This is a genomic window from Citrobacter sp. RHB21-C05 (assembly GCF_013889015.1).
GTDB lineage: Bacteria > Pseudomonadota > Gammaproteobacteria > Enterobacterales > Enterobacteriaceae > Citrobacter_A > Citrobacter_A sedlakii.
The window spans coordinates 4,360,298-4,384,001 of the sequence record NZ_CP057611.1; the positions used below are offsets into that span (position 1 = coordinate 4,360,298).

The following is a 23,704-nucleotide window of genomic DNA, read 5'->3' on the forward strand; positions in this document are numbered from 1 at the left end:
TTTTTTTATGGAATGAGCTATGTCTACCACTCAGTTAACCCGTCGCGAACAGCGCGCCCAGGCCCAGCATTTTATTGATACGCTGGAAGGCACCGCTTTCCCCAATTCGAAGCGGATCTACATTACCGGTTCACAGCCGGATATCCGCGTCCCGATGCGGGAGATCCAGCTTAGCCCGACGCTTATCGGCGGCAGCAAAGAGGCTCCTCAGTTCGAAGCTAATGAAGCCGTACCGGTGTACGATACCTCCGGCCCCTATGGCGACCCGGAAATTGCCATCAACGTGCAGCAGGGTCTGACGAAACTGCGCCAACCGTGGATTGACGCGCGTGACGACAGTGAAGCGCTCAGCGATCGCAGCTCTGCCTATACCAAAGCTCGCCTGGCCGACGACGGTCTGGATGCGCTGCGCTTTACCGACCTGCTGACGCCAAAACGCGCCAAAGCGGGTCGCCGTGTCACACAGCTACATTACGCCCGCCAGGGGATCGTCACGCCAGAGATGGAATTTATCGCCATTCGTGAAAACATGGGTCGCGAGCGCATCCGCAGCGAAGTCCTGCGCCATCAGCATCCGGGCGAGGGCTTTGGCGCACGCCTGCCGGAGAACATCACGCCGGAGTTTGTGCGTGACGAAGTGGCTGCGGGCCGCGCGATTATTCCCGCCAACATCAACCACCCGGAATCCGAGCCAATGATCATTGGCCGTAATTTCCTGGTGAAGGTCAACGCTAACATCGGCAACTCGGCGGTTACTTCCTCCATCGAAGAAGAGGTGGAAAAGCTGGTATGGTCAACCCGCTGGGGCGCAGACACGGTCATGGACCTCTCCACCGGCCGCTATATTCACGAAACCCGCGAATGGATCCTGCGTAACAGCCCGGTGCCGATCGGCACTGTCCCGATCTATCAGGCGCTGGAGAAAGTTAATGGGATCGCTGAAGATCTCACCTGGGAAGCCTTTCGCGACACATTGCTGGAACAGGCGGAACAGGGCGTGGACTACTTCACTATTCACGCCGGCGTGTTGCTGCGTTACGTGCCAATGACGGCGAAACGCCTGACCGGCATCGTCTCGCGCGGTGGGTCGATCATGGCGAAGTGGTGTTTGTCCCATCATCAGGAAAACTTCCTCTATACGCATTTCCGCGAGATCTGCGAAATCTGCGCCGCTTACGACGTTTCGCTCTCGCTGGGAGACGGCCTGCGCCCCGGTTCCATTCAGGATGCCAACGACGAAGCGCAATTCGCTGAACTGCACACCCTGGGCGAGCTGACAAAAATCGCCTGGAAATACGACGTACAGGTGATGATCGAGGGGCCTGGACATGTGCCGATGCAGATGATCCGCCGCAACATGACCGAGGAGCTGGAACACTGCCACGAAGCGCCGTTCTACACCCTGGGGCCGTTAACTACGGATATTGCACCGGGATATGACCACTTTACCTCCGGCATTGGCGCGGCGATGATCGGCTGGTTTGGCTGCGCCATGCTCTGCTATGTGACGCCGAAAGAACACCTCGGTTTGCCAAACAAAGAGGACGTGAAACAGGGGCTGATCACCTACAAAATTGCCGCCCACGCCGCGGATCTGGCGAAAGGCCACCCAGGCGCGCAGATCCGCGACAACGCGATGTCGAAAGCGCGCTTTGAATTCCGCTGGGAAGACCAGTTCAACCTGGCGCTGGACCCGTTTACCGCTCGCGCCTATCACGACGAAACCCTGCCGCAGGAATCAGGAAAAGTAGCCCACTTCTGCTCCATGTGCGGGCCCAAATTCTGCTCGATGAAAATCAGCCAGGAAGTGCGTGACTACGCCGCCGCGCAGACCATTGAAGTGGGGATGGCGGATATGTCGGAGAATTTCCGCGCCAGGGGCGGCGAAATTTATCTGCGTAAGGAGGAAGCGTGATGTATCAGCCCGATTTTCCTTCCGTCCCTTTTCGTCTGGGGCTGTATCCGGTTGTCGACAGCGTCGCGTGGATCGAACGCCTGCTGGAGGCGGGCGTACGTACCCTCCAGCTACGCATCAAGGATAAACGCGATGAAGAGGTAGAGGCTGACGTGGCCGCCGCCATTGCGCTCGGGCGTCGCTACGATGCCCGCCTGTTTATCAACGACTACTGGCGGCTGGCGATCAAGCACAATGCCTACGGCGTACATCTGGGCCAGGAAGATCTGGAAACCACCGATTTGCATGCCATCCGCGAAGCCGGCTTGCGACTTGGCGTTTCCACTCATGACGATATGGAGATCGACGTGGCGCTCGCCGCTCGCCCCTCCTATATCGCCCTCGGCCACGTTTTCCCGACGCAAACCAAACAGATGCCTTCGGCGCCGCAGGGGTTGACGCAGTTGACGGCGCACATTAAGCGCCTTGCCGATTATCCCACCGTCGCCATCGGCGGGATCAGCCTTGAACGCGCCCCTGCCGTGCTGGAAACCGGTGTCGGTAGCATTGCGGTGGTCAGTGCGATCACTCAGGCCGAAGACTGGCGCGTCGCTACCGCGCAGTTACTCGAATTAGCAGGAGTGGGTGATGAACGATCGTGATTTTATGCGCTACAGCCGTCAAATTCTGCTTGGCGAGATTGCCGTAGAAGGACAGCAAAGGCTACTCGACAGCCATGTGCTGATTGTCGGCCTGGGCGGTTTAGGTTCGCCTGCCGCGCTTTATCTGGCTGGCGCAGGCATCGGCACGCTGGTGCTGGCCGACGACGACGAGGTGCACATCAGCAACCTGCAACGTCAAATACTGTTCACTGCTGATGATATCGCGCACCCCAAATCGCAGATCGCGCGGCAGCGTCTGGCGCGTCTCAATCCGGATATCGAGTTGATCGCGTTACCGCAACGCCTGTCCGGTGACGCCCTCAGGCAGGCGGTGGCGCAGGCGGATGTGGTGCTCGACTGCACCGATAATATGGCGACGCGTCAGGCGATTAACGCTGCCTGCGTGGTGCTTGATACGCCGCTGATTACCGCCAGCGCCGTTGGGTTCGGCGGACAGCTCATGGTACTGACGCCGCCCTGGACGCAGGGCTGTTACCGCTGCCTGTGGCCGGACGACGATGAGCCAGAGCGTAACTGTCGTACCGCAGGCGTGGTTGGCCCGGTGGTCGGGGTGATGGGCGCATTACAGGCGCTGGAGGCGATCAAATGGCTTAGCGGTGTGGAAGCGCCCACCGGCGAAATGCGCCTGTTTGACGGCAAAACCAGCCAGTGGCGCAGCCTGGCGTTACGGCGCGCCAGCAACTGTCCGGTCTGCGGAGGGCAACATGCAAATCGTGTTTAATGATGAGCCAATACAGTGTGCGAGTGAGCTGTCGGTGTCAGACCTGCTGACGCAGCTCAATCAGCTTAAGCCCGGCACCGCGCTGGCGCTCAATCAACAGATCCTGCCGCGCGAGCAGTGGGAACGCCAAATCGTGCAGCAAGGCGACCAGATCCTGCTTTTTCAGGTTATCGCAGGGGGTTGAGATGTTACGTATCGCAGATAAAACCTTTGATTCACATCTGTTTACCGGCACGGGGAAATTTGCCTCGCCGCAGTTGATGATTGACGCCATCCGCGCCTCAGGCAGTCAGTTGGTAACGCTGGCGATGAAGCGGGTAGATTTGCATAAGCCAAATGACGCGATACTCGCGCCGCTGATCGAGGCAGGTATGACGCTGTTACCTAACACCTCCGGCGCGAAAACGGCTGAAGAAGCCATTTTTGCCGCACAGCTGGCGCGCGAAGCGCTCGGGACAAACTGGCTGAAGCTCGAAATCCATCCTGATGCTCGCTGGCTGCTGCCGGACCCCATCGAAACAGTGAAAGCCGCCGACGCGCTGGTGAAACAGGGATTCGTAGTATTGCCCTACTGCGGCGCTGACCCGGTGTTGTGCAAACGGCTGGAAGAAGCAGGCTGCGCGGCGGTGATGCCATTAGGCGCGCCAATTGGCTCTAATCAGGGGCTGGAAACGCGCGCGATGCTGGAGATCATCATCCAACAGGCGACTGTTCCGGTGGTGGTGGACGCTGGCATTGGCATCCCCAGCCACGCGGCGCAGGCCCTGGAAATGGGGGCGGATGCCGTGCTGGTTAATACGGCCATCGCGGTGGCTGACGATCCGGTCACCATGGCGAGCGCCTTCCGCCTGGCGGTCGAAGCCGGGTTACTGGCACGCCATGCGGTGCCCGGCTCTCGTCGCGCCAGCGCCAGCGCCACCAGCCCGCTGACGGGCTTTCTGGAGGCGTCAGTATGAAAACGTTCACTGAGCGCTGGCGACAGCTGGACTGGGATGATATTCGCCTGCGCATCAACAGCAAAACGTCCGCTGACGTGGAACGGGCGCTTAACGCTCACGTACTCAGCCGTGACGATATGATGGCGTTGCTGTCACCTGCGGCCAGCGCGTATCTGGAACCGCTGGCGCAGCGGGCGCAGAAGCTTACCCGCCAGCGCTTCGGCAACACGGTAAGCTTTTACGTTCCGCTGTATCTCTCTAATTTGTGTGCAAACGACTGTACTTACTGTGGTTTTTCAATGAGCAACCGCATCAAGCGCAAGACGCTGGATGAGGCAGAGATTGCGCGGGAGTGCGACGCCATTCGCGAACTGGGGTTTGAGCATCTGCTGCTGGTGACCGGTGAACATCAGGCTAAGGTGGGAATGGACTATTTTCGACGCCACCTTCCCGCTATTCGTCGTCGGTTTTCATCGTTGCAGATGGAGGTGCAGCCATTATCGGAAGCGGAGTACGCCGAACTAAAAACGCTGGGACTTGACGGCGTGATGGTGTATCAGGAAACCTGGCATGAGGCGCAGTATGCGCAACACCATCTCCGGGGCAAGAAGCAGGACTTTATCTGGCGGCTCGAAACGCCGGATCGTCTGGGGCGCGCCGGGATCGATAAAATTGGCCTTGGCGCGCTGATTGGCCTTTCGGACAGTTGGCGGGTCGATTGCTACATGATGGCTGAACATCTGCTCTGGTTGCAGCAACACTACTGGCAGAGCCGGTATTCTGTCTCTTTCCCGCGCCTGCGTCCGTGCACGGGGGGTATAGCGCCAGCATCGCTCATGGATGAACGTCAACTGGTGCAGACCATTTGCGCCTTTCGTCTGTTCGCGCCGGAGATTGAGCTGTCGCTGTCCACGCGGGAGTCGCCGTGGTTTCGGGACCACGTTATTCCGCTGGCCATCAATAACGTCAGCGCCTTCTCGAAAACGCAGCCAGGCGGCTATGCCGACAACCATCCTGAACTGGAGCAGTTCGTCCCCCATGATAACCGGCGTCCTGCCGCTGTCGCCGACGCGCTTAGCGCCCGGGGGTTACAGCCGGTGTGGAAGGACTGGGACCCATACCTTGGGCGCGTCTCGCAAAGATCATGAACGATAATGTAAACCGGTAATTATTCTCCGTGCCGCTACGGAGAACAGAAAACGGGCGGTTGCTGTCAGCCTCCCGCTTTTTTAAGGTACGTCCGTCAGCAGTGCTGTCCAGGGCGAAAAGCTTCTTCCTCGTTTCGCCCTGCCCTCACTGCTATCGGCGAGGTTAAATCCCAGTTTCAGCGAAAAGTGGCAACAAGACGGCGTAATATTTAAGATAAATCACCGCGAGTCATATTGTCGGGATTATAATTACAGGCATCCTTTCCTGATATGCAAAGCCACTTTGCGCGTTTCACGGCGCACTTATCTTCAGGATTTTTACCTTCTGGAACAAGTAACAGTAATGGCACGTCATAACAGAAAACTCTCTTTTACCACACCCATACTGGTGAGCTTTACGGGGATCTTGCTGAGCTTTGTGCTGATCGCCATCTTTATTACGTTTACTCAACGGAATGATTTCCTTGAGGATTACCATAACATCAACCGTAACTTTACCCATAACCTCGCGGTGAACTATACCGAATCGCTGTTGCGGGAAAATGATTATATTCTGGGCCGCGCGGCGACCTTTTTTTCCCGCAATGATCATTTGAATGAAACGGTGAACCTCGACCCGGACAACGGCCTGAAGACGCTGATGCAGTTACAAACGCTGATGCCTTCCGTCTCTTCCGTCTCGCTGGCTGATATTGAGGGTCATTATCTGCGCGCGCCGCAGGTGCTGAACAACGAACGCAGTCGGTCTTTTGACGCCAAAACGCGCCCGTGGTTTATGGATCAAGCCGAGGCCAGCACCTTTAGTCGCTACACCTCACCCTACCTTGACCACTTCACCCGCAATCCGACGGTGACGATCTACAAACCCATCATCTCGCCGGAGGGCAAACTGAAAGGCAGTATCGCATTTCACCTCGATCTGACCTCGATGGGGTATACCCTGCGTCAGATGGTTGCCCCTGTACAGGGAGAATTTTTCGTGGTCGATCGAGACGGACAGGTGGTGCTTCATCCGGATACGGGCGCGTTATTCAAGCAGTACGTCAGTAAAGACATCATGAATAAGATGACCAGCGGCGAAGGGAACCTGTACGATCCGGACAGCCAAACCTGGTATTACTACTATTCATTTACCAATCCGGACTGGTTTGTGATTTATCGGGTGTCGAATCCCACGCTGTTGGATCTGACGCGCCATGAGACCAATATTGTCGCCTGGGGCTTTGCCCTCGCCGCCATCATGATTGCATTGTTCGGCCTTTATTTGCGTCACGCTTCGCGTACGGTACTGATGAACATTATCAATGCGATCAAAACCGGCGACGTTAACCGCGCGCCGCGTCTTGAAGCGATGCTCAGTAAAGCCATTGAATCCAACAAAGAACGCGAGTTGATTTACGTGCGTCAGGCGACGATTGACGCCCTGACCGGCTGTAAAAACCGGCGCGCGTTTGATAACGACATTGCCGCGCTGATGAACGATCACCAACCGTTTGCCCTGGCGCTGGTAGATATTGATAACTTTAAATCCATCAATGACACATGGGGCCACCTGAACGGAGACATTGTTTTACGCAACGTCGCGCGTGAAGGCATTCAGATCCTGCAACCCGAGGCGGTGTCCTTGTACCGCTATGGCGGTGAAGAATTTGCCGTACTGTTTTCGGGTGAGCAGTTAAACAATGCGCTTCCGTTACTGGAACGCTGGCGTGAACAGATCGCCCGGCGAACCTGGCGCGAGGAAGGGTTACATGTCACCTTCAGCGCCGGACTGGGTGAATGGAATCTGGAAAGCCAGGAACAGTTGGTGATGCGGGTAGATGAAGCCCTGTATAAAGCGAAACAGGAAGGCAAGAATCGCATCATCACCACCAACGGCTGATTTCGGCCCCACCCTGCAAAGCCCGTCACGACGGGCTTTTTTTCGAATTAAGAAAAACCGTAACCGGTTTCATTTTTTGTGCGGTTTCTTTGTGATGCTTTACACACATTCAACGTGAGCCGGTTGTTCTCTACCTGCAGCGGGACTAAAGATGAAGTATCAACGGAACCGTGAGAGCCAACTATGAAGAACATCGTTTTATGCTGTGCCGCCGGGATGTCCACCAGCATGCTGGTACAACGAATGAAAGATGCCGCTCAGAAGAAAGGCGTTGAAGTCACTATCAAGGCAGTGCCCGTCGCCGAATTCAAGGAAAATATCGCCACGGCGGATATTGTTCTGCTGGGCCCGCAGGTGAAATACGAGCAGGCAAAACTGCAGGCGCAGGCCGATCCGCTGGGCAAGAAGGTCGCGGTGATCGACATGATGGATTACGGCATGATGAAAGGCGATGCCGTACTGGAAAAAGCGCTCAAACTGCTGGAGTCATAATGGAAGACTTAGAAACGACAATCATGGAACTGCTGGTCAACGCGGGTGCGGCGCGCAGTGCTGCCCTGACAGCGTTGCAGATGGCTCGCAAAGGTGATTTTGACGAAGCCGAAAAAGCGATGGAAGAGTCGCGCGAGTATGTGAAGCATGCGCACACCATCCAGACGCAGCTTATTGGGCTCGATGAAGGTACAGGAAAGCTGCCGGTTAACCTGATTACCGTCCACTCGCAGGATCACCTGATGAACGCGATGGTCATCCAGGATCTGGCGGGCGATATGATTGAGCTTTATCGTCGGCTACCGCTTTCGAACGAATAAAAACGCGGTGGCGAGACGCTTACCGGGCTGAAAAAAAGTATAAAAAAACCCGCCGAAGCGGGTTTTTTGTTAAAGGCATCAACGATTATTCGTTGTCGGAACCGCCCAGACCTGCGTTCAGCAGTTCTGCAAGGCTCGCGGATGCATCTTCGGCAGTCACCTGCGGTGCAGCTGGCAGTTCGCCCGCTGCGCGACGACGCATACGATCCTGGTGGTACGCGTAACCGGTACCTGCCGGGATCAGACGACCCACGATAACGTTCTCTTTCAGGCCACGCAGTTCGTCGCGTTTACCCGCAACGGCTGCTTCGGTCAGGACACGCGTGGTTTCCTGGAACGATGCGGCAGAAATGAACGATTCGGTAGCCAGAGACGCTTTGGTGATACCCAGCAGATCGCGGGAGTACGTTGCGCCCACTTTGCCGTTCGCTTCCAGTTCGCGGTTCGCGATCTTGACGCGGGAGTATTCAACCTGCTCGCCTTCCAGGAAGTCGGAGCTGCCCGCGTTTTCGATGGTGGCTTTACGCAGCATCTGACGAACGATAACTTCGATGTGCTTATCGTTAATCTTAACGCCCTGCAGACGGTATACGTCCTGGACTTCGTTAACAATGTAACGGGTCACAGCATGCACACCACGCAGACGCAGGATGTCGTGCGGCGCTTCCGGACCGTCGGAAACCACGTCACCACGTTCTACGCGTTCACCTTCGAACACGTTGAGCTGACGCCATTTCGGAATCATCTCTTCGTATGGCTCGCTACCGTCTACCGGGGTGATAACCAGACGACGTTTCCCTTTGGTCTCTTTACCGAAGGAAATAATACCGCTGATTTCAGCCAGGATTGCCGGCTCTTTCGGACGACGGGCTTCGAACAGGTCCGCAACGCGCGGCAGACCACCGGTGATATCCTTGGTACCGCCGGATTCCTGCGGAATACGCGCCAGGGTGTCACCAGAGCTGATCTGTACGCCATCTTCCAGCTGTACAATCGCTTTACCCGGCAGGAAGTACTGCGCAGGCATATCGGTACCCGGGATCAGCACGTCGTTACCCTGAGCATCAACGATTTTCAGTGCAGGACGCAGATCTTTACCGCCGGTAGTACGTTCAGCAGAATCCAGAACCACCAGAGAAGACAGACCGGTCAGTTCGTCGGTTTGACGCGTAATGGTCTGGCCGTCAATCATGTCAGTAAAGCGGATGAAACCACTTACTTCGGTGATAACCGGCATGGTGTGCGGATCCCAGTTTGCAACGGTTTCACCGCCGGCAACCTGCTCGCCATCACCTTTCGCCATAACCGCGCCGTAAGGCACTTTATAGCTCTCTTTGGTACGACCGAATTCGTCGATCAGCTTCAGCTCGGTGTTACGGGAGGTGATAACCAGTTTACCGCTGGAGTTCACAACCGACTTCGCGTTGCTGAGCTTGATGCTACCTTTGTTTTTCACCTGGATGCTGGATTCCGCAGCCGCACGAGATGCCGCACCACCGATGTGGAACGTACGCATCGTCAGCTGTGTACCCGGTTCACCGATGGACTGTGCCGCGATAACGCCGATAGCCTCACCTTTGTTGATGATGTGGCCACGCGCCAGGTCACGACCGTAGCAGTGCGCACAGACACCAAAGTCGGTGTCGCAGGATACGACGGAACGCACTTTCACGGCATCGACAGAGTTCTCTTCCAGCAGGTCACACCACTGTTCGTGCAGCAGCGTGTTGCGCGGAACCAGAATGTCGGCAGTACCCGGCTTCAGTACGTCTTCAGCGGTAACACGACCCAGTACGCGATCGCGCAGCGGTTCTTTAACGTCGCCACCCTCGATAACCGGCGTCATCAGGATACCTTCGTGCGTACCACAGTCGTCTTCGGTTACCACCAGATCCTGCGCCACGTCAACCAGACGACGGGTCAGATAACCGGAGTTCGCCGTTTTCAGCGCGGTATCCGCCAGACCTTTACGCGCACCGTGCGTGGAGATGAAGTACTGGAGTACGTTCAGACCTTCACGGAAGTTCGCGGTGATTGGCGTTTCGATGATGGAGCCATCCGGCTTCGCCATCAGACCACGCATACCCGCCAACTGACGAATCTGAGCAGCAGAACCACGCGCACCGGAGTCGGCCATCATGTAGATGCTGTTGAAGGAAACCTGCTGTTCTTCCTGACCGTCACGGTTAATCACGGTTTCGGTTTGCAGGTTATCCATCATCGCTTTGGATACACGATCGTTCGCCGCAGCCCAGATATCGATCACTTTGTTATAGCGTTCGCCCGCGGTCACCAGACCAGACTGGAACTGTTCCTGAATCTCAGCAACTTCGGCTTCCGCCTCAGAGATGATTTCGTATTTTTTGTCCGGGATGACCATGTCATCGATACCAACGGATGCACCTGAACGCGCTGCATACGCAAAGCCGGTATACATCGTCTGGTCCGCAAAAATTACGGTCGGTTTCAGGCCCAGAATACGGTAGCAGGTGTTCAGCATTTTGGAGATCGCTTTCTTACCCAGCGCCTGGTTGACGATGGAGAAAGGCAGACCTTTCGGTACGATCATCCACAGAATGGCACGGCCAATGGTCGTGTCTTTCAGGCTGGTTTTCGCAACGAATTCGCCGTTAGCATCTTTTTCGTATTCAGTGATACGCACTTTGACGCGCGCATGCAGAGAGGCCAGGCCGGCGCGATAAATACGCTCAGCTTCTTTCGGGCCAGTCAGCACCATGCCTTCGCCTTTGGCGTTAACACTGTCACGGGTCATGTAGTACAGACCCAGTACAACGTCCTGAGACGGAACGATGATAGGTTCGCCGTTCGCCGGAGACAGGATGTTGTTGGTAGACATCATCAGCGCACGCGCTTCGAGCTGGGCTTCCAGCGTCAGCGGTACGTGAACAGCCATCTGGTCACCATCGAAGTCGGCGTTATACGCCGCACAAACCAGCGGGTGCAGCTGGATAGCTTTACCTTCGATCAGTACCGGTTCGAATGCCTGGATACCCAGACGGTGCAGGGTCGGCGCACGGTTCAACAGTACCGGGTGTTCGCGGATCACTTCGTCCAGGATATCCCAAACGACAGCTTCTTCGCGCTCAACCATTTTCTTCGCGGCTTTGATGGTGGTGGCGAGGCCACGCAGTTCCAGCTTGCCGTAAATGAATGGTTTGAACAGCTCCAGCGCCATTTTCTTCGGCAGGCCGCACTGATGCAGACGCAGGTATGGACCGACGGTGATAACAGAACGACCGGAGTAGTCAACACGCTTACCGAGCAGGTTCTGACGGAAACGACCCTGCTTACCTTTGATCATGTCGGCCAAAGATTTCAGAGGACGCTTGTTAGAACCGGTGATCGCACGACCGCGACGACCGTTATCCAGCAGGGCGTCAACCGCTTCCTGCAGCATACGTTTTTCGTTGCGTACGATGATGTCCGGCGCAGCCAGATCCAGCAGACGTTTCAGACGGTTGTTACGGTTGATCACGCGGCGGTACAGATCGTTCAGATCCGACGTTGCGAAACGACCGCCATCCAGCGGAACCAGCGGACGCAGATCTGGCGGCAGAACCGGCAGAACGGTCAGGATCATCCACTCCGGCTTGTTGCCGGACTGTACGAACGCTTCCAGCAGTTTGATACGCTTGGTCAGCTTCTTACGCTTGGTTTCGGAGTTGGTTTCGTTCAGCTCTTCGCGCAGCGTTTCACATTCTTGCTCCAGATCCATGCTCTTCAGCAGGGCCTGGATCGCTTCGGCGCCCATTTTCGCGTCGAATTCGTCACCGAACTCTTCCAGCGCATCCAGATACTGTTCTTCAGTCAGGATCTGCTGGCGTTCCAGGTTGGTCATACCGCCTTCGATAACCACATAGGATTCGAAGTACAGCACGCGTTCGATATCGCGCAACGGCATATCGAGCAGCAGGCCGATACGGGACGGCAGCGATTTCAGGAACCAGATGTGAGCAGTCGGAGAGGCCAGCTCGATGTGGCCCATACGCTCACGGCGCACTTTGGTCTGGGTCACTTCTACGCCGCACTTCTCACAGATCACACCGCGGTGTTTCAGGCGCTTGTACTTACCGCACAGGCACTCGTAATCTTTTACCGGCCCAAAGATACGGGCGCAGAAAAGGCCGTCACGCTCAGGTTTGAACGTACGGTAGTTGATGGTTTCCGGCTTCTTAACTTCACCGAAAGACCATGAACGGATCATGTCTGGCGAAGCCAGAGCAATTTTGATCGCATCAAACTCTTCGGTTTTAGTTTGCGCTTTCAGAAACTTTAATAAGTCTTTCACGGATTTGCTCCCGTCGGAGTTAGCACATTCCGCTGCCGGGTGTTACACCGACAGCAGTGACCTGTTTGAGCGAGAATTACTCGTCTTCCAGTTCGATGTTGATACCCAGCGAACGAATCTCTTTCAACAGTACGTTGAAGGATTCCGGCATGCCCGGTTCCATCTGATGGTTGCCGTCCACGATGTTCTTATACATCTTAGTACGACCATTCACGTCATCAGACTTAACGGTGAGCATTTCCTGCAGGGTGTATGCCGCGCCGTATGCTTCCAGCGCCCACACTTCCATCTCCCCGAAGCGCTGACCACCGAACTGCGCCTTACCACCCAGCGGCTGCTGAGTAACCAGGCTGTAGGAACCGGTGGAACGAGCATGCATCTTGTCGTCGACCAGGTGGTTCAGTTTCAGCATGTACATGTAACCTACGGTTACCGGACGCTCGAACTGTTCACCCGTACGGCCGTCGAACAGCGTGATCTGACCGGAAGTCGGCAGGTCACCCAGTTTCAGCAGCTCTTTAATTTCCGCTTCTTTCGCACCGTCGAACACCGGCGTTGCGATTGGCATACCTTTGCGCAGGTTTTCAGCCAGACGCAGAACTTCTTCATCGCTGAAGGTATTCAGGTCAACTTTCTGACGAACGTCAGCGCCCAGATCGTACGCACGCTGGATGAATTCGCGCAGTTTCGCGACTTCCTGCTGCTGTTTCAGCATGGCGTTAATCTTGTCGCCGATACCTTTCGCAGCCATACCCAGGTGGGTTTCCAGGATCTGACCGATGTTCATACGAGACGGTACGCCCAGCGGGTTCAGTACGATGTCTACCGGCGTACCGTTTTCATCGTAAGGCATATCTTCGATCGGGTTGATCTTAGAAATTACACCCTTGTTACCGTGACGACCTGCCATCTTATCACCAGGCTGGATCCGACGTTTAACCGCCAGATAGACCTTAACGATCTTCAGCACGCCCGGTGCCAGATCGTCGCCTTGAGTGATTTTACGGCGTTTCGCTTCGAGTTTTTTCTCGAACTCGTGTTTCAGTTCGTCATACTGCTCAGCCAGCTGTTCCAGCTGATTTTGTTTCTCTTCGTCGGTCAGGCCCAGCTCCAGCCAGCGGTCACGCGGCAGTTTGTCGAGCTTCTCAGCTTCAACGCCACCGGAAACCAGCACTGCGTGGATACGGCTAAACAGGCCCGCTTCGAGGATCTGCAGTTCTTCAGACAGGTCTTTCTTCGCCTGCTTGAGCTGCATTTCTTCGATTTCCAGCGCGCGCTTGTCTTTTTCTACACCATCGCGGGTAAAGACTTGAACGTCGATAACCGTACCGGAAACACCGTTTGGTACGCGCAGAGAAGAGTCTTTCACATCAGACGCTTTCTCACCGAAGATCGCGCGCAGCAGTTTCTCTTCTGGCGTCAGTTGGGTTTCACCTTTCGGCGTGACCTTACCTACCAGAATGTCGCCGCCGGTCACTTCCGCACCGATATAAACGATACCGGATTCATCCAGTTTGGAGAGCGCAGCTTCACCCACGTTCGGGATGTCAGCGGTGATCTCTTCCGGCCCCAGCTTGGTGTCACGGGACACACACGCCAGTTCCTGAATGTGGATGGTGGTGAAACGGTCTTCCTGGACAACACGCTCGGACACGAGGATGGAGTCTTCGAAGTTGTAGCCGTTCCACGGCATGAACGCTACGCGCATGTTCTGACCGAGCGCCAGTTCACCGAGGTCGGTGGACGGACCGTCTGCCAGCACGTCGCCGCGCTCAACCGGCTCACCCAGGGAAACACACGGCATCTGGTTGATACAGGTGTTCTGGTTAGAGCGGGTGTATTTGGTCAAGTTGTAGATGTCGATACCCGCTTCGCCCGGATACATCTCGTCTTCGTTAACTTTGATAACGATACGGGAGGCATCCACGTACTGAACGGTACCGCCACGCTTAGCAACGGCAGTCACACCGGAGTCAACGGCAACAGCACGTTCCATACCGGTACCAACCAGCGGCTTATCTGCACGCAGAGTCGGAACGGCCTGACGTTGCATGTTCGCACCCATCAATGCACGGTTGGCGTCATCGTGTTCCAGGAACGGGATCAGGGACGCACCGACGGATACCACCTGCTGGGTGGATACGTCCATGTAGTCAACCTGGTCGCGGCTGAACAAGCTGGATTCGCCTTTGCTACGGCAGGTCACCAGATCTTCTACGAAGTGGCCGTCTTCATCCAGGTTGGAGTTCGCCTGAGCGATAACGAAGTTGCCTTCTTCAATAGCAGACAGGTAATGAATTTCATCGGTTACCACGCCATCAACCACGCGACGATACGGCGTCTCAAGGAAGCCATACTCGTTCGTCTGCGCGTACACGGACAGGGAGTTGATCAGACCGATGTTTGGACCTTCAGGCGTTTCGATTGGACATACGCGACCGTAGTGGGTCGGGTGTACGTCTCGAACTTCGAAGCCTGCGCGTTCACGGGTCAGACCACCCGGGCCGAGTGCGGAGATACGGCGCTTGTGCGTGATCTCAGACAGCGGGTTGTTCTGGTCCATAAACTGAGACAGCTGGCTGGAGCCGAAGAACTCTTTCACTGCCGCAGAAATCGGTTTGGCGTTGATCATATCCTGAGGCATCAGGGTATCGAGATCGCCCAGAGACAGACGCTCTTTCACCGCACGCTCTACACGTACAAGGCCAACGCGGAACTGGTTTTCCGCCATTTCGCCTACGGAACGGATACGGCGGTTGCCGAGGTGGTCGATATCATCGACTTCGCCTTTACCGTTACGGATATCGATGAGCTTCTTCATCACTTCGATGATGTCGTCTTTGCTCAGGATACCGGAACCTTCGATTTCATCACGCAGCAGAGAACGGTTGAACTTCATGCGACCGACCGCAGACAGATCATAACGGTCTTCGGAGAAGAACAGGTTCTCGAACAGGCTTTCCGCTGCTTCACGTGTCGGCGGCTCACCCGGGCGCATCATGCGGTAGATTTCTACCAGCGCGCTCAGACGATCGTTGGTCGGGTCGACGCGTACCGTTTCAGAAATGTACGGGCCGTGATCCAGATCGTTGGTAAACAGCGTTTCGATACGTTTGTGGCCAGACTGGCTCAGCTTAGCCAGCAGATCCAGGCTCAGCTCCATGTTCGCCGGGCAGATCAGCTCGCCAGTAGATTCATCAACGTAATCTTTCGAGGCTACTTTTCCTGCAATATATTCAACCGGAACTTCGATATGTTTGATATCGTCTTTTTCCAGCTGACGAATATGACGTGCAGTAATGCGGCGGCCTTTTTCAACGTAGATTTTACCGTTCGCTTCGATATCGAAGGAGGCGGTTTCACCACGCAGGCGTTCCGGTACAAGCTCCATCTGCAGCTTGTTGTCGCGGATCTCAAAGACGACTTTTTCGAAGAACAGGTCCAGGATCTGCTCTGTGGTGTAGTTCAACGCACGCAGAATGATAGTCGCAGGCAGTTTACGGCGACGGTCGATACGGACGAACAGGTTGTCCTTCGGATCGAATTCGAAATCCAGCCAGGAACCACGGTAAGGAATGATACGCGCGTTATACAGTACTTTACCGGAAGAGTGTGTTTTACCTTTATCGCTGTCGAAGAAGACGCCCGGGCTACGATGCAGCTGGGAAACGATAACACGCTCAGTACCGTTGATAACGAAAGTACCGTTGTCTGTCATGAGTGGAATTTCACCCATGTAGACTTCTTGTTCTTTAATGTCTTTTACGGTGCCTTCCGGCGCTTCGCGCTCGTAGATCACCAGACGCAGTTTTACGCGCAGCGGTGCGGAATAGGTCACGCCACGGATCTGACATTCCTGAACGTCAAACACCGGTTCGCCAAGGCGGTAGCTGACGTATTGCAGCTCGGAATTACCGCTGTAGCTCTGAATCGGGAACACGGAACGGAATGCAGCTTCCAGACCATACTGCCCTTCAGGATCTTGCTCGATAAACTTCTGAAACGAGTCAAGCTGGATAGAAAGGAGATAAGGCACATCCAGAACTTGTGGACGTTTACCAAAATCCTTACGAATACGTTTTTTCTCGGTATAGGAGTAAACCATAGGGTTCCTCAGCTCGCTGACAAGTCGACCCATCTGTCCTGCACAGGGACAGTTTGTGCAACACTATTTTGTTGACCGGAAAATGGATACTTTCCGCAATGCCTGTTGCTATCACGCTTAAACCATTTCATTGCGATTTACACAGAACGGGCGTTCTGTCGCAGTATATTAAGTCGTCGATAGAAACAAGCATTGAAAGGCACAGCAGTAGTCAAACAGTGTGAAACGCTACTGGCGCCTTACAGCGCAAAAAGGCTGGTGACCAAAAAGTCACCAGCCATCAGCCTAATCGCTTAGGCTGCAACCGGAAGGGTTGGCTTATTTAACTTCAACTTCAGCGCCAGCTTCTTCCAGAGATTTTTTCAGTGCTTCAGCGTCATCTTTGCTCACGCCTTCTTTCAGAGCGGCCGGAGCAGATTCTACCAGGTCTTTAGCTTCTTTCAGACCCAGGCCAGTTGCGCCACGTACTGCTTTGATAACAGCAACTTTGTTAGCGCCAGCAGCTTTCAGAATTACGTCGAATTCAGTTTTTTCTTCAGCAGCTTCAACCGGGCCAGCAGCTACAGCTACAGCAGCAGCAGCGGAAACACCGAATTTTTCTTCCATTGCAGAGATCAGTTCTACAACGTCCATTACGGACATAGCGGATACTGCTTCAATGATTTCATCTTTAGTGATAGACATTTAAATTGTTCCTGAATATCAGAATAAGTTTATACGTAAGCGGATGCTTTATAAAGATAACGGCGATTAAGCCGCTTCTTTCGCATCGCGTACAGCAGCCAGAGTACGAACCAGTTTGCCAGCCGAAGCTTCTTTCATGGTTGCCATCAGGCGTGCAATTGCTTCTTCGTAGGTCGGCAGAGTTGCCAGGCGGTCGATCTGAGACGCCGGGATCAGCTCACCTTCAAAGGCAGCGGCTTTGACCTCAAATTTTGCATTCGCTTTCGCGAACTCTTTGAACAGACGAGCAGCAGCGCCCGGGTGTTCCATAGAGTATGCAATCAGGGTCGGACCAACAAACGTGTCTTTCAGGCACTCGAACGGAGAACCTTCAACAGCACGGCGCAGCAGGGTGTTACGAACAACACGCATGTAAACGCCAGCTTCACGACCTGCTTTACGCAGTTCAGTCATTTTATCTACAGTTACGCCACGGGAATCCGCAACTACTGCAGACAGCGCGCCTTTGGCTACTTCGCTGACTTCAGCAACAATCGCTTGTTTGTCTTGAAGATTTAAAGCCATTAGCTTTGCTCCTGGATGTTTGCCGGAACTCATGTTCCGGAACTCACTTCACTCTTCCCAACGGAGAGAGCGTCTTAATACGGTGAGCAGAAACAAGCCAGAATATCCAAAAATAATCTTAGCGTTCTGTCACCGTCTACGCAGGGCATTAAGTTTCTTACGAAACACCTGCGGTCTTCGACGGAGGCCTGGATAGGCCAGGCTCCAACGAACAAATTCTTTCTATTCTTCGCTATTCAGCCTGTGGCGGCGTTAGCTTCCTTCGCTCACACCAGTCACAGAGTTCGCTATGGTTGCTGCCTTGCCACAAACTGAATATCTCGAATATAAATCTGCTATTTGCAGAATCGTGGGGGTAGAATTGTAGACAAAACCACCGCCCACGTAAAGCTAATCTTAGTTCGCAGATGCGCTCAGACCAGCCTGATCAACGGCAACGCCAGCACCCATGGTGGTGGAGATGCTAACTTTCTTGATGTACACGCCTTTCGCCTGAGACGGTTTTGCTTTTTTCAGCGCAACCAGCAGAGCTTCCAGATTTTCTTTCAGTTTGTCAGCGTCAAAATCCACTTTACCGATGGTGGTGTGGATGATGCCGTTTTTGTCGTTACGGTAACGAACCTGACCCGCTTTCGCGTTTTTAACCGCTTCAGCAACGTTCGGGGTTACAGTACCCACTTTCGGGTTTGGCATCAGGCCACGCGGACCCAGTACCTGGCCCAGCTGGCCAACAACGCGCATTGCATCCGGAGAAGCAATAACAACGTCAAAGTTCATTTCGCCTTTCTTGATCTGTTCAGCCAGATCTTCCATACCTACCAGTTCAGCGCCAGCAGCTTTAGCAGCTTCAGCGTTTGCGCCCTGGGTAAATACGGCTACGCGAACGGAACGGCCAGTACCGTGCGGCAGTACAGTCGCGCCACGTACGTTCTGGTCAGATTTACGCGCATCGATACCGAGGTTAACGGCAACGTCTACGCTTTCTACGAACTTAGCGGTAGCCAGTTCTTTCAGCAGAGAGATAGCTTCGTTGATGTCGTACTGTTTGGTCGCATCAACTTTCTCACGGATCACACGCATGCGCTTGGTCAGTTTAGCCATTTCTTAGTCCTCCACTACCAGGCCCATGGAACGTGCAGTACCTTCGATGGAGCGAGTCATCGCTTCAATGTCGGCACCAGTCATGTCGGCAGCTTTGGTCTGCGCGATTTCCTGCAGCTGAGCGCGGGAAATTTTACCCACTTTGTCTTTGTTCGGCTTACCAGAACCAGACTTAATGCCAGCCGCTTTCTTCAGCAGAACGGCTGCCGGCGGAGTCTTGGTAATGAAAGTGAAAGAACGGTCAGCGTAAACGGTGATAACAACCGGAATCGGCAGACCTTTTTCGATGGAATCTGTTTTTGCGTTGAACGCTTTGCAGAATTCCATGATGTTAACGCCCTGCTGACCCAGTGCTGGACCAACCGGCGGACTCGGGTTTGCCATACCAGCTGCAACCTGCAGCTTGACATAGGCTTGTACTTTCTTAGCCATTCTAAATTCCTCGAATTGGGTGATAGCGCCTCAGGAAGGCTCCCCGTGAATAAAATCGTTTTACGGGCCAGGCCCATAAAAACAAAAGGCGCGAAATTGTATTCCAATCTCGCGCCTTGTGCAACGATTAAATCGTCGCTTTTTTGATCGCTGCTTAGGCTTTTTCTACCTGGGCAAAGTCCAGCTCTACCGGGGTCGCACGACCGAAGATAGAAACAGAGACTTTCAGGCGGGACTTCTCGTAATCCACTTCTTCAACCACGCCGTTAAAGTCAGCGAACGGACCATCGTTAACACGAACCATTTCACCCGGCTCAAACAGCGTTTTCGGACGCGGCTTATCCCCCACCTGCTGCAGACGGTTCATGATCGCATCAACTTCTTTATCGCTGATTGGCGCAGGACGGTCGGAAGTACCACCGATAAAGCCCATCACACGCGGTACGCTACGTACTAAGTGCCAGCTCGCGTCATTCATGACCATCTGTACCAGTACGTAACCCGGGAAGAATTTGCGCTCGCTCTTACGACGCTGACCGCCACGGATTTCGACCACTTCTTCGGTCGGCACCATGACTTCGCCAAACAACTCTTCCATATTGTGTAATTTGATATGCTCGCGCAGCGACGTTGCTACGCGGCCTTCAAAACCGGAAAACGCCTGAACGACGTACCAGCGCTTTTTAGGAGCTTCAGACATCTCAGAACCTCAGGCCAGTGATAAAGGAAACCAGGCGAACCAGAATACCATCCAGTCCCCACAGGATCAGTGACATTACCGCGGTAACCGCAGCCACAATCAGCGTGGTGTGCAATGTTTCCTGGCGAGTCGGCCAAATGACCTTACGTACTTCCGTACGCGCTTCGCGGGCAAAAGCAACCGTTGCTTTACCTTTTGTCGTCAACAGCGCGACACCACCCGCTGCAGCAATCAGAATTACTACGGCCAGCGCACGCAGCGGCAACATCATGTCACGATAAAGATAGTTGCCGACAATTGCCACGAGCAGCAACGCCACGACGACGATCCACTTCATCGCTTCCAGGCCGCGCCCGCTCCCTTGAGCTTCGGTATTCGCACTCATAAACCAACCTGTCAGAAGAATTCTACAAATAATTTCACCCCGCGAATGCGAGGCTAACCTATCAACCTTGTACCGAAATACGCGTTAGCACTTCGGTTTAACGCCCTCTACAGAGCCTGTCTCAGCAATGATTATGACAAATAAAATCACTGATGAGCCAGGTTCTGGTTCGAAAGCGTGCAAAAAGGGCATCAAATGATGCCCTTTTATTGCGCATTGCGTCAAATGTTATCAGCAATTAGCCGAGAACTTTAGCAACCACGCCCGCACCTACAGTACGGCCGCCTTCACGGATTGCGAAACGCAGACCGTCGTCCATCGCGATCGGGTGGATCAGGGTAACAACCATTTTGATGTTGTCGCCCGGCATTACCATCTCTACGCCTTCCGGCAGTTCGATGGTGCCAGTCACGTCAGTTGTACGGAAGTAGAACTGCGGACGGTATCCTTTGAAGAACGGAGTATGACGGCCGCCTTCGTCTTTGGACAGAATATACACTTCAGATTCGAACTTGGTGTGCGGCTTGATGGTGCCCGGCTTCGCCAGTACCTGACCACGTTCGATTTCTTCACGTTTGATACCACGCAGCAGAACACCTACGTTCTCACCCGCACGGCCTTCGTCCAGCAGTTTGCGGAACATTTCAACGCCAGTACAGGTAGACTTCGCAGTCTCTTTGATACCAACGATTTCAACTTCTTCGCCCACTTTGATGATACCGCGCTCTACACGACCGGTAACAACGGTACCACGACCGGAGATGGAGAATACGTCTTCGATCGGCAGCAGGAACGGCTTGTCAATCGCACGCTCTGGTTCCGGAATGTAAGAATCCAGGAAGCCTGCCAGTTCGATGATTTTCGCTTCCCACTCCGCGTCGCCTTCCAGCGCTTTCAGAGCTGAACCACGAACGATCGGCGTGTCGTCGCCCGGGAAATCGTACTGAGACAGCAGTTCACGAACTTCCATCTCTACCAGTTCCAGCAGCTCTTCGTCATCAACCATGTCGCATTTGTTCAGGAACACGATGATGTACGGAACGCCTACCTGACGACCCAGCAGGATGTGCTCACGGGTCTGCGGCATCGGGCCGTCAGTCGCGGCAACAACCAGGATCGCGCCGTCCATCTGCGCAGCACCGGTGATCATGTTTTTAACATAGTCGGCGTGGCCCGGGCAGTCTACGTGCGCGTAGTGACGGGTCGGGGTATCGTATTCAACGTGAGAGGTGTTGATGGTGATACCACGCGCTTTTTCTTCCGGCGCGTTATCGATCTGGTCGAATGCGCGAGCAGCACCGCCGTAGGTTTTAGCCAGTACGGTAGTGATTGCAGCGGTCAGCGTTGTTTTACCATGGTCAACGTGGCCGATAGTACCGACGTTAACGTGCGGTTTTGTACGTTCAAACTTTTCTTTAGACATCGATTGTCCCTCTAAGACACGGATAAATCGGTGATATCACCACATCAACCAGGCGATATGCCTGACTGTTGAATCATTGAGTCGTTACAGAGAAAACACGGGAAGGAGAAGTGAAGTGGTGCTGATACCCAGAGTCGAACTGGGGACCTCACCCTTACCAAGGGTGCGCTCTACCAACTGAGCCATATCAGCACGTCTGGAGCGGGCAGCGGGAATCGAACCCGCATCATCAGCTTGGAAGGCTGAGGTAATAGCCATTATACGATGCCCGCATCCTGAAACTCGGCTACCCAGTTCTTTCTGTAACAAAAAAAGAGACGAGTCTCTTTTCTCATTCGAGCCGATTATTTTCTTAACCAGCTCAGACAGCATTCGCTGCCAGAAAGTGGTGGTGGGGGAAGGATTCGAACCTTCGAAGTCTATGACGGCAGATTTACAGTCTGCTCCCTTTGGCCGCTCGGGAACCCCACCGGACTTGATGGTGCCGACTACCGGAATCGAACTGGTGACCTACTGATTACAAGTCAGTTGCTCTACCTACTGAGCTAAGTCGGCATCAAGTAGCGCGCATTCTATGGAGACCTGCGAGCGCATGCAACTAAAAAATTGCATAAAATGTTCTATCGCTCACATTTTGCGCTATACGACCAATAAATGACGTATTTTCAGACAGCTTAGCATAAAATTTCGACATTACGGACAAGGCAAGTTTCGCTTTGCTGTCGGCAGTGGGCCGCTTACTGGCTAAAATTATCATCTTCACATCTGGAATATGCGTCACATTGCTTTTCAGCGAATGAAGTAAGGGAAACATTTTTTCTTATTATTCCTTTCCATCTGGTGTTACCCTCCTGCCCATTGTCCAGATTAACTGAAATGTGACGTGCCATTGCATGCCGGGGCTGACGCGCTTTTTCATCACGGCCCTGATGAAGTAATGACAGCCAGAAACATGCTTATGAGTATAAAAGAGCAAACGTTAATGACGCCTTACCTACAGTTTAACCGCAACCAGTGGGCTGCACTTCGTGATTCCGTGCCAATGACTCTGACTGAAGATGAGATCGCACGGTTAAAAGGTATAAATGAAGATCTGTCGCTGGAAGAAGTCGCGGAGATTTATTTGCCTCTGTCGCGTTTGCTTAACTTCTATATCAGCTCAAACCTTCGTCGTCAGGCGGTTCTCGAGCAGTTCCTTGGCACGAATGGCGAGCGTATCCCTTATATCATCAGTATTGCCGGCAGCGTGGCTGTAGGAAAAAGTACCACCGCGCGCGTGTTGCAAGCGCTGCTGAGCCGTTGGCCGGAGCATCGTCGCGTTGAGTTGATTACCACTGATGGTTTTCTTCACCCTAACCAGGTGCTGAAAGATCGCGGTCTGATGAAGAAGAAAGGGTTTCCTGAGTCCTATGATATGCACCGCCTGGTTAAGTTTGTTTCTGATCTTAAATCAGGCGTGCCAAATGTGACGGCTCCGGTTTACTCGCACCTGATATATGACGTGATTCCTGATGGCGATAAAACGGTGGCGCAGCCGGATATATTAATTCTCGAAGGGCTTAACGTGTTGCAAAGCGGAATGGACTATCCGCACGACCCTCATCATGTATTTGTTTCTGATTTCGTCGACTTTTCTATTTATGTTGATGCACCGGAAGATTTACTGCAAACGTGGTATATCAACCGCTTCCTCAAATTCCGTGAAGGGGCGTTTACTGACCCCGATTCTTATTTCCATAACTACGCGAAACTGTCAAAGGATGAGGCAATCAATACCGCTACGGCGTTATGGAAAGAGATTAACTGGCTGAATTTGAAGCAAAACATCTTACCCACACGTGAACGCGCAAGCCTCATTATGACAAAAAGCGCAAATCATGCGGTCGAGCAGGTTCGCCTGCGTAAATAAATAAAAAGGGAGCA

The 23,704-nt window shown here is 53.9% G+C and carries 19 protein-coding genes, 4 tRNA genes and 1 pseudogene; 11 read left to right on the top strand and 13 right to left on the bottom strand.

Annotated elements, in window-relative coordinates; genetic code table 11:
* The first annotated feature begins 19 nt into the window (after positions 1 to 19).
* The 9 genes from thiC to HVX72_RS20760 all read left to right on the top strand — a co-directional run bounded on the left by thiC (position 20) and on the right by HVX72_RS20760 (position 8,078).
* Complete coding sequence (gene thiC, locus HVX72_RS20720) at positions 20 to 1,915, top strand: phosphomethylpyrimidine synthase ThiC (protein ID WP_181822199.1); 1,896 nt, start codon at positions 20 to 22, stop codon at positions 1,913 to 1,915.
* Positions 1,915 to 2,556 (top strand): thiamine phosphate synthase, encoded by a 642-nt coding sequence (thiE, locus tag HVX72_RS20725; protein ID WP_042293012.1) that lies wholly within the window; start codon positions 1,915 to 1,917, stop codon positions 2,554 to 2,556. The genes thiC and thiE overlap by 1 nt, the downstream gene beginning before the upstream one ends.
* The gene (locus HVX72_RS20730; protein WP_181822200.1) at positions 2,543 to 3,298 is read left to right on the top strand and encodes a HesA/MoeB/ThiF family protein; all 756 of its coding nucleotides are present in this window, start codon (positions 2,543 to 2,545) and stop codon (positions 3,296 to 3,298) included. The genes thiE and HVX72_RS20730 overlap by 14 nt, the downstream gene beginning before the upstream one ends.
* Complete coding sequence (gene thiS, locus HVX72_RS20735) at positions 3,282 to 3,482, top strand: sulfur carrier protein ThiS (RefSeq protein WP_181822201.1); 201 nt, start codon at positions 3,282 to 3,284, stop codon at positions 3,480 to 3,482. The genes HVX72_RS20730 and thiS overlap by 17 nt, the downstream gene beginning before the upstream one ends.
* A gap of 1 nt (position 3,483) precedes the next feature.
* The gene (thiG, locus tag HVX72_RS20740; protein ID WP_181822202.1) at positions 3,484 to 4,254 is read left to right on the top strand and encodes a thiazole synthase; all 771 of its coding nucleotides are present in this window, start codon (positions 3,484 to 3,486) and stop codon (positions 4,252 to 4,254) included.
* Entirely contained in the window at positions 4,251 to 5,384 is a 1,134-nt protein-coding gene (thiH, locus tag HVX72_RS20745) for a 2-iminoacetate synthase ThiH (protein ID WP_181822203.1), read from the top strand. The genes thiG and thiH overlap by 4 nt, the downstream gene beginning before the upstream one ends.
* A 343-nt stretch (positions 5,385 to 5,727) precedes the next feature.
* Positions 5,728 to 7,266: a sensor domain-containing diguanylate cyclase gene (locus HVX72_RS20750; RefSeq protein WP_060569354.1), complete on the top strand. Its 1,539-nt coding sequence runs from the start codon at positions 5,728 to 5,730 to the stop codon at positions 7,264 to 7,266.
* Between the two features lie 183 nt (positions 7,267 to 7,449).
* Complete coding sequence (locus tag HVX72_RS20755; RefSeq protein ID WP_060569353.1) at positions 7,450 to 7,758, top strand: PTS sugar transporter subunit IIB; 309 nt, start codon at positions 7,450 to 7,452, stop codon at positions 7,756 to 7,758.
* Positions 7,758 to 8,078, top strand: a complete 321-nt coding sequence (locus HVX72_RS20760; protein ID WP_181822204.1) for a PTS lactose/cellobiose transporter subunit IIA — start codon at positions 7,758 to 7,760, stop codon at positions 8,076 to 8,078. The genes HVX72_RS20755 and HVX72_RS20760 overlap by 1 nt, the downstream gene beginning before the upstream one ends.
* 85 nt (positions 8,079 to 8,163) lie before the next feature.
* Here the strand turns inward: HVX72_RS20760 and rpoC are convergent, their stop codons facing one another.
* The 13 genes from rpoC to HVX72_RS20825 form a co-directional block, all read right to left on the bottom strand.
* The gene (gene rpoC / locus HVX72_RS20765; protein ID WP_042293032.1) at positions 8,164 to 12,387 is read right to left on the bottom strand and encodes a DNA-directed RNA polymerase subunit beta'; all 4,224 of its coding nucleotides are present in this window, start codon (positions 12,385 to 12,387) and stop codon (positions 8,164 to 8,166) included.
* A gap of 76 nt (positions 12,388 to 12,463) precedes the next feature.
* Entirely contained in the window at positions 12,464 to 16,492 is a 4,029-nt protein-coding gene (gene rpoB, locus HVX72_RS20770; protein ID WP_042293034.1) for a DNA-directed RNA polymerase subunit beta, read from the bottom strand.
* A gap of 318 nt (positions 16,493 to 16,810) precedes the next feature.
* Complete coding sequence (gene rplL / locus HVX72_RS20775; RefSeq protein ID WP_181822205.1) at positions 16,811 to 17,176, bottom strand: 50S ribosomal protein L7/L12; 366 nt, start codon at positions 17,174 to 17,176, stop codon at positions 16,811 to 16,813.
* Between the two features lie 66 nt (positions 17,177 to 17,242).
* Positions 17,243 to 17,740, bottom strand: coding sequence for a 50S ribosomal protein L10 (rplJ, locus tag HVX72_RS20780; RefSeq protein ID WP_042293041.1), 498 nt, complete (start codon positions 17,738 to 17,740; stop codon positions 17,243 to 17,245).
* A gap of 396 nt (positions 17,741 to 18,136) precedes the next feature.
* Entirely contained in the window at positions 18,137 to 18,841 is a 705-nt protein-coding gene (gene rplA / locus HVX72_RS20785) for a 50S ribosomal protein L1 (protein WP_001096690.1), read from the bottom strand.
* A 3-nt stretch (positions 18,842 to 18,844) separates the two neighbouring features.
* Positions 18,845 to 19,273: a 50S ribosomal protein L11 gene (rplK, locus tag HVX72_RS20790; RefSeq protein WP_012133815.1), complete on the bottom strand. Its 429-nt coding sequence runs from the start codon at positions 19,271 to 19,273 to the stop codon at positions 18,845 to 18,847.
* A 154-nt stretch (positions 19,274 to 19,427) separates the two neighbouring features.
* Complete coding sequence (gene nusG / locus HVX72_RS20795) at positions 19,428 to 19,973, bottom strand: transcription termination/antitermination protein NusG (protein WP_003862341.1); 546 nt, start codon at positions 19,971 to 19,973, stop codon at positions 19,428 to 19,430.
* A gap of 1 nt (position 19,974) precedes the next feature.
* Positions 19,975 to 20,358, bottom strand: coding sequence for a preprotein translocase subunit SecE (gene secE, locus HVX72_RS20800; protein ID WP_042293049.1), 384 nt, complete (start codon positions 20,356 to 20,358; stop codon positions 19,975 to 19,977).
* Between the two features lie 238 nt (positions 20,359 to 20,596).
* A complete protein-coding gene (gene tuf, locus HVX72_RS20805; protein WP_181822206.1) occupies positions 20,597 to 21,781 on the bottom strand; it encodes an elongation factor Tu in 1,185 nt (394 codons plus the stop codon).
* Positions 21,782 to 21,897: 116 nt separating this feature from the next.
* Positions 21,898 to 21,973 (bottom strand) — tRNA-Thr (locus HVX72_RS20810).
* Between the two features lie 5 nt (positions 21,974 to 21,978).
* Positions 21,979 to 22,053 (bottom strand) — tRNA-Gly (locus HVX72_RS20815).
* 114 nt (positions 22,054 to 22,167) lie between these two features.
* Positions 22,168 to 22,252 (bottom strand) — tRNA-Tyr (locus tag HVX72_RS20820).
* An 8-nt stretch (positions 22,253 to 22,260) separates the two neighbouring features.
* Positions 22,261 to 22,336: transfer RNA gene (locus tag HVX72_RS20825), tRNA-Thr, on the bottom strand.
* Between the two features lie 19 nt (positions 22,337 to 22,355).
* On the opposite strand from HVX72_RS20825, the pseudogene HVX72_RS22285 reads away from it, so the two are divergent.
* Positions 22,356 to 22,436 (top strand): annotated as a pseudogene (locus tag HVX72_RS22285) (hypothetical protein); the annotation flags it as partial.
* 303 nt (positions 22,437 to 22,739) lie between these two features.
* A complete protein-coding gene (gene coaA, locus HVX72_RS20830) occupies positions 22,740 to 23,690 on the top strand; it encodes a type I pantothenate kinase (RefSeq protein WP_181823308.1) in 951 nt (316 codons plus the stop codon).
* Positions 23,691 to 23,704: the final 14 nt, after the last annotated feature.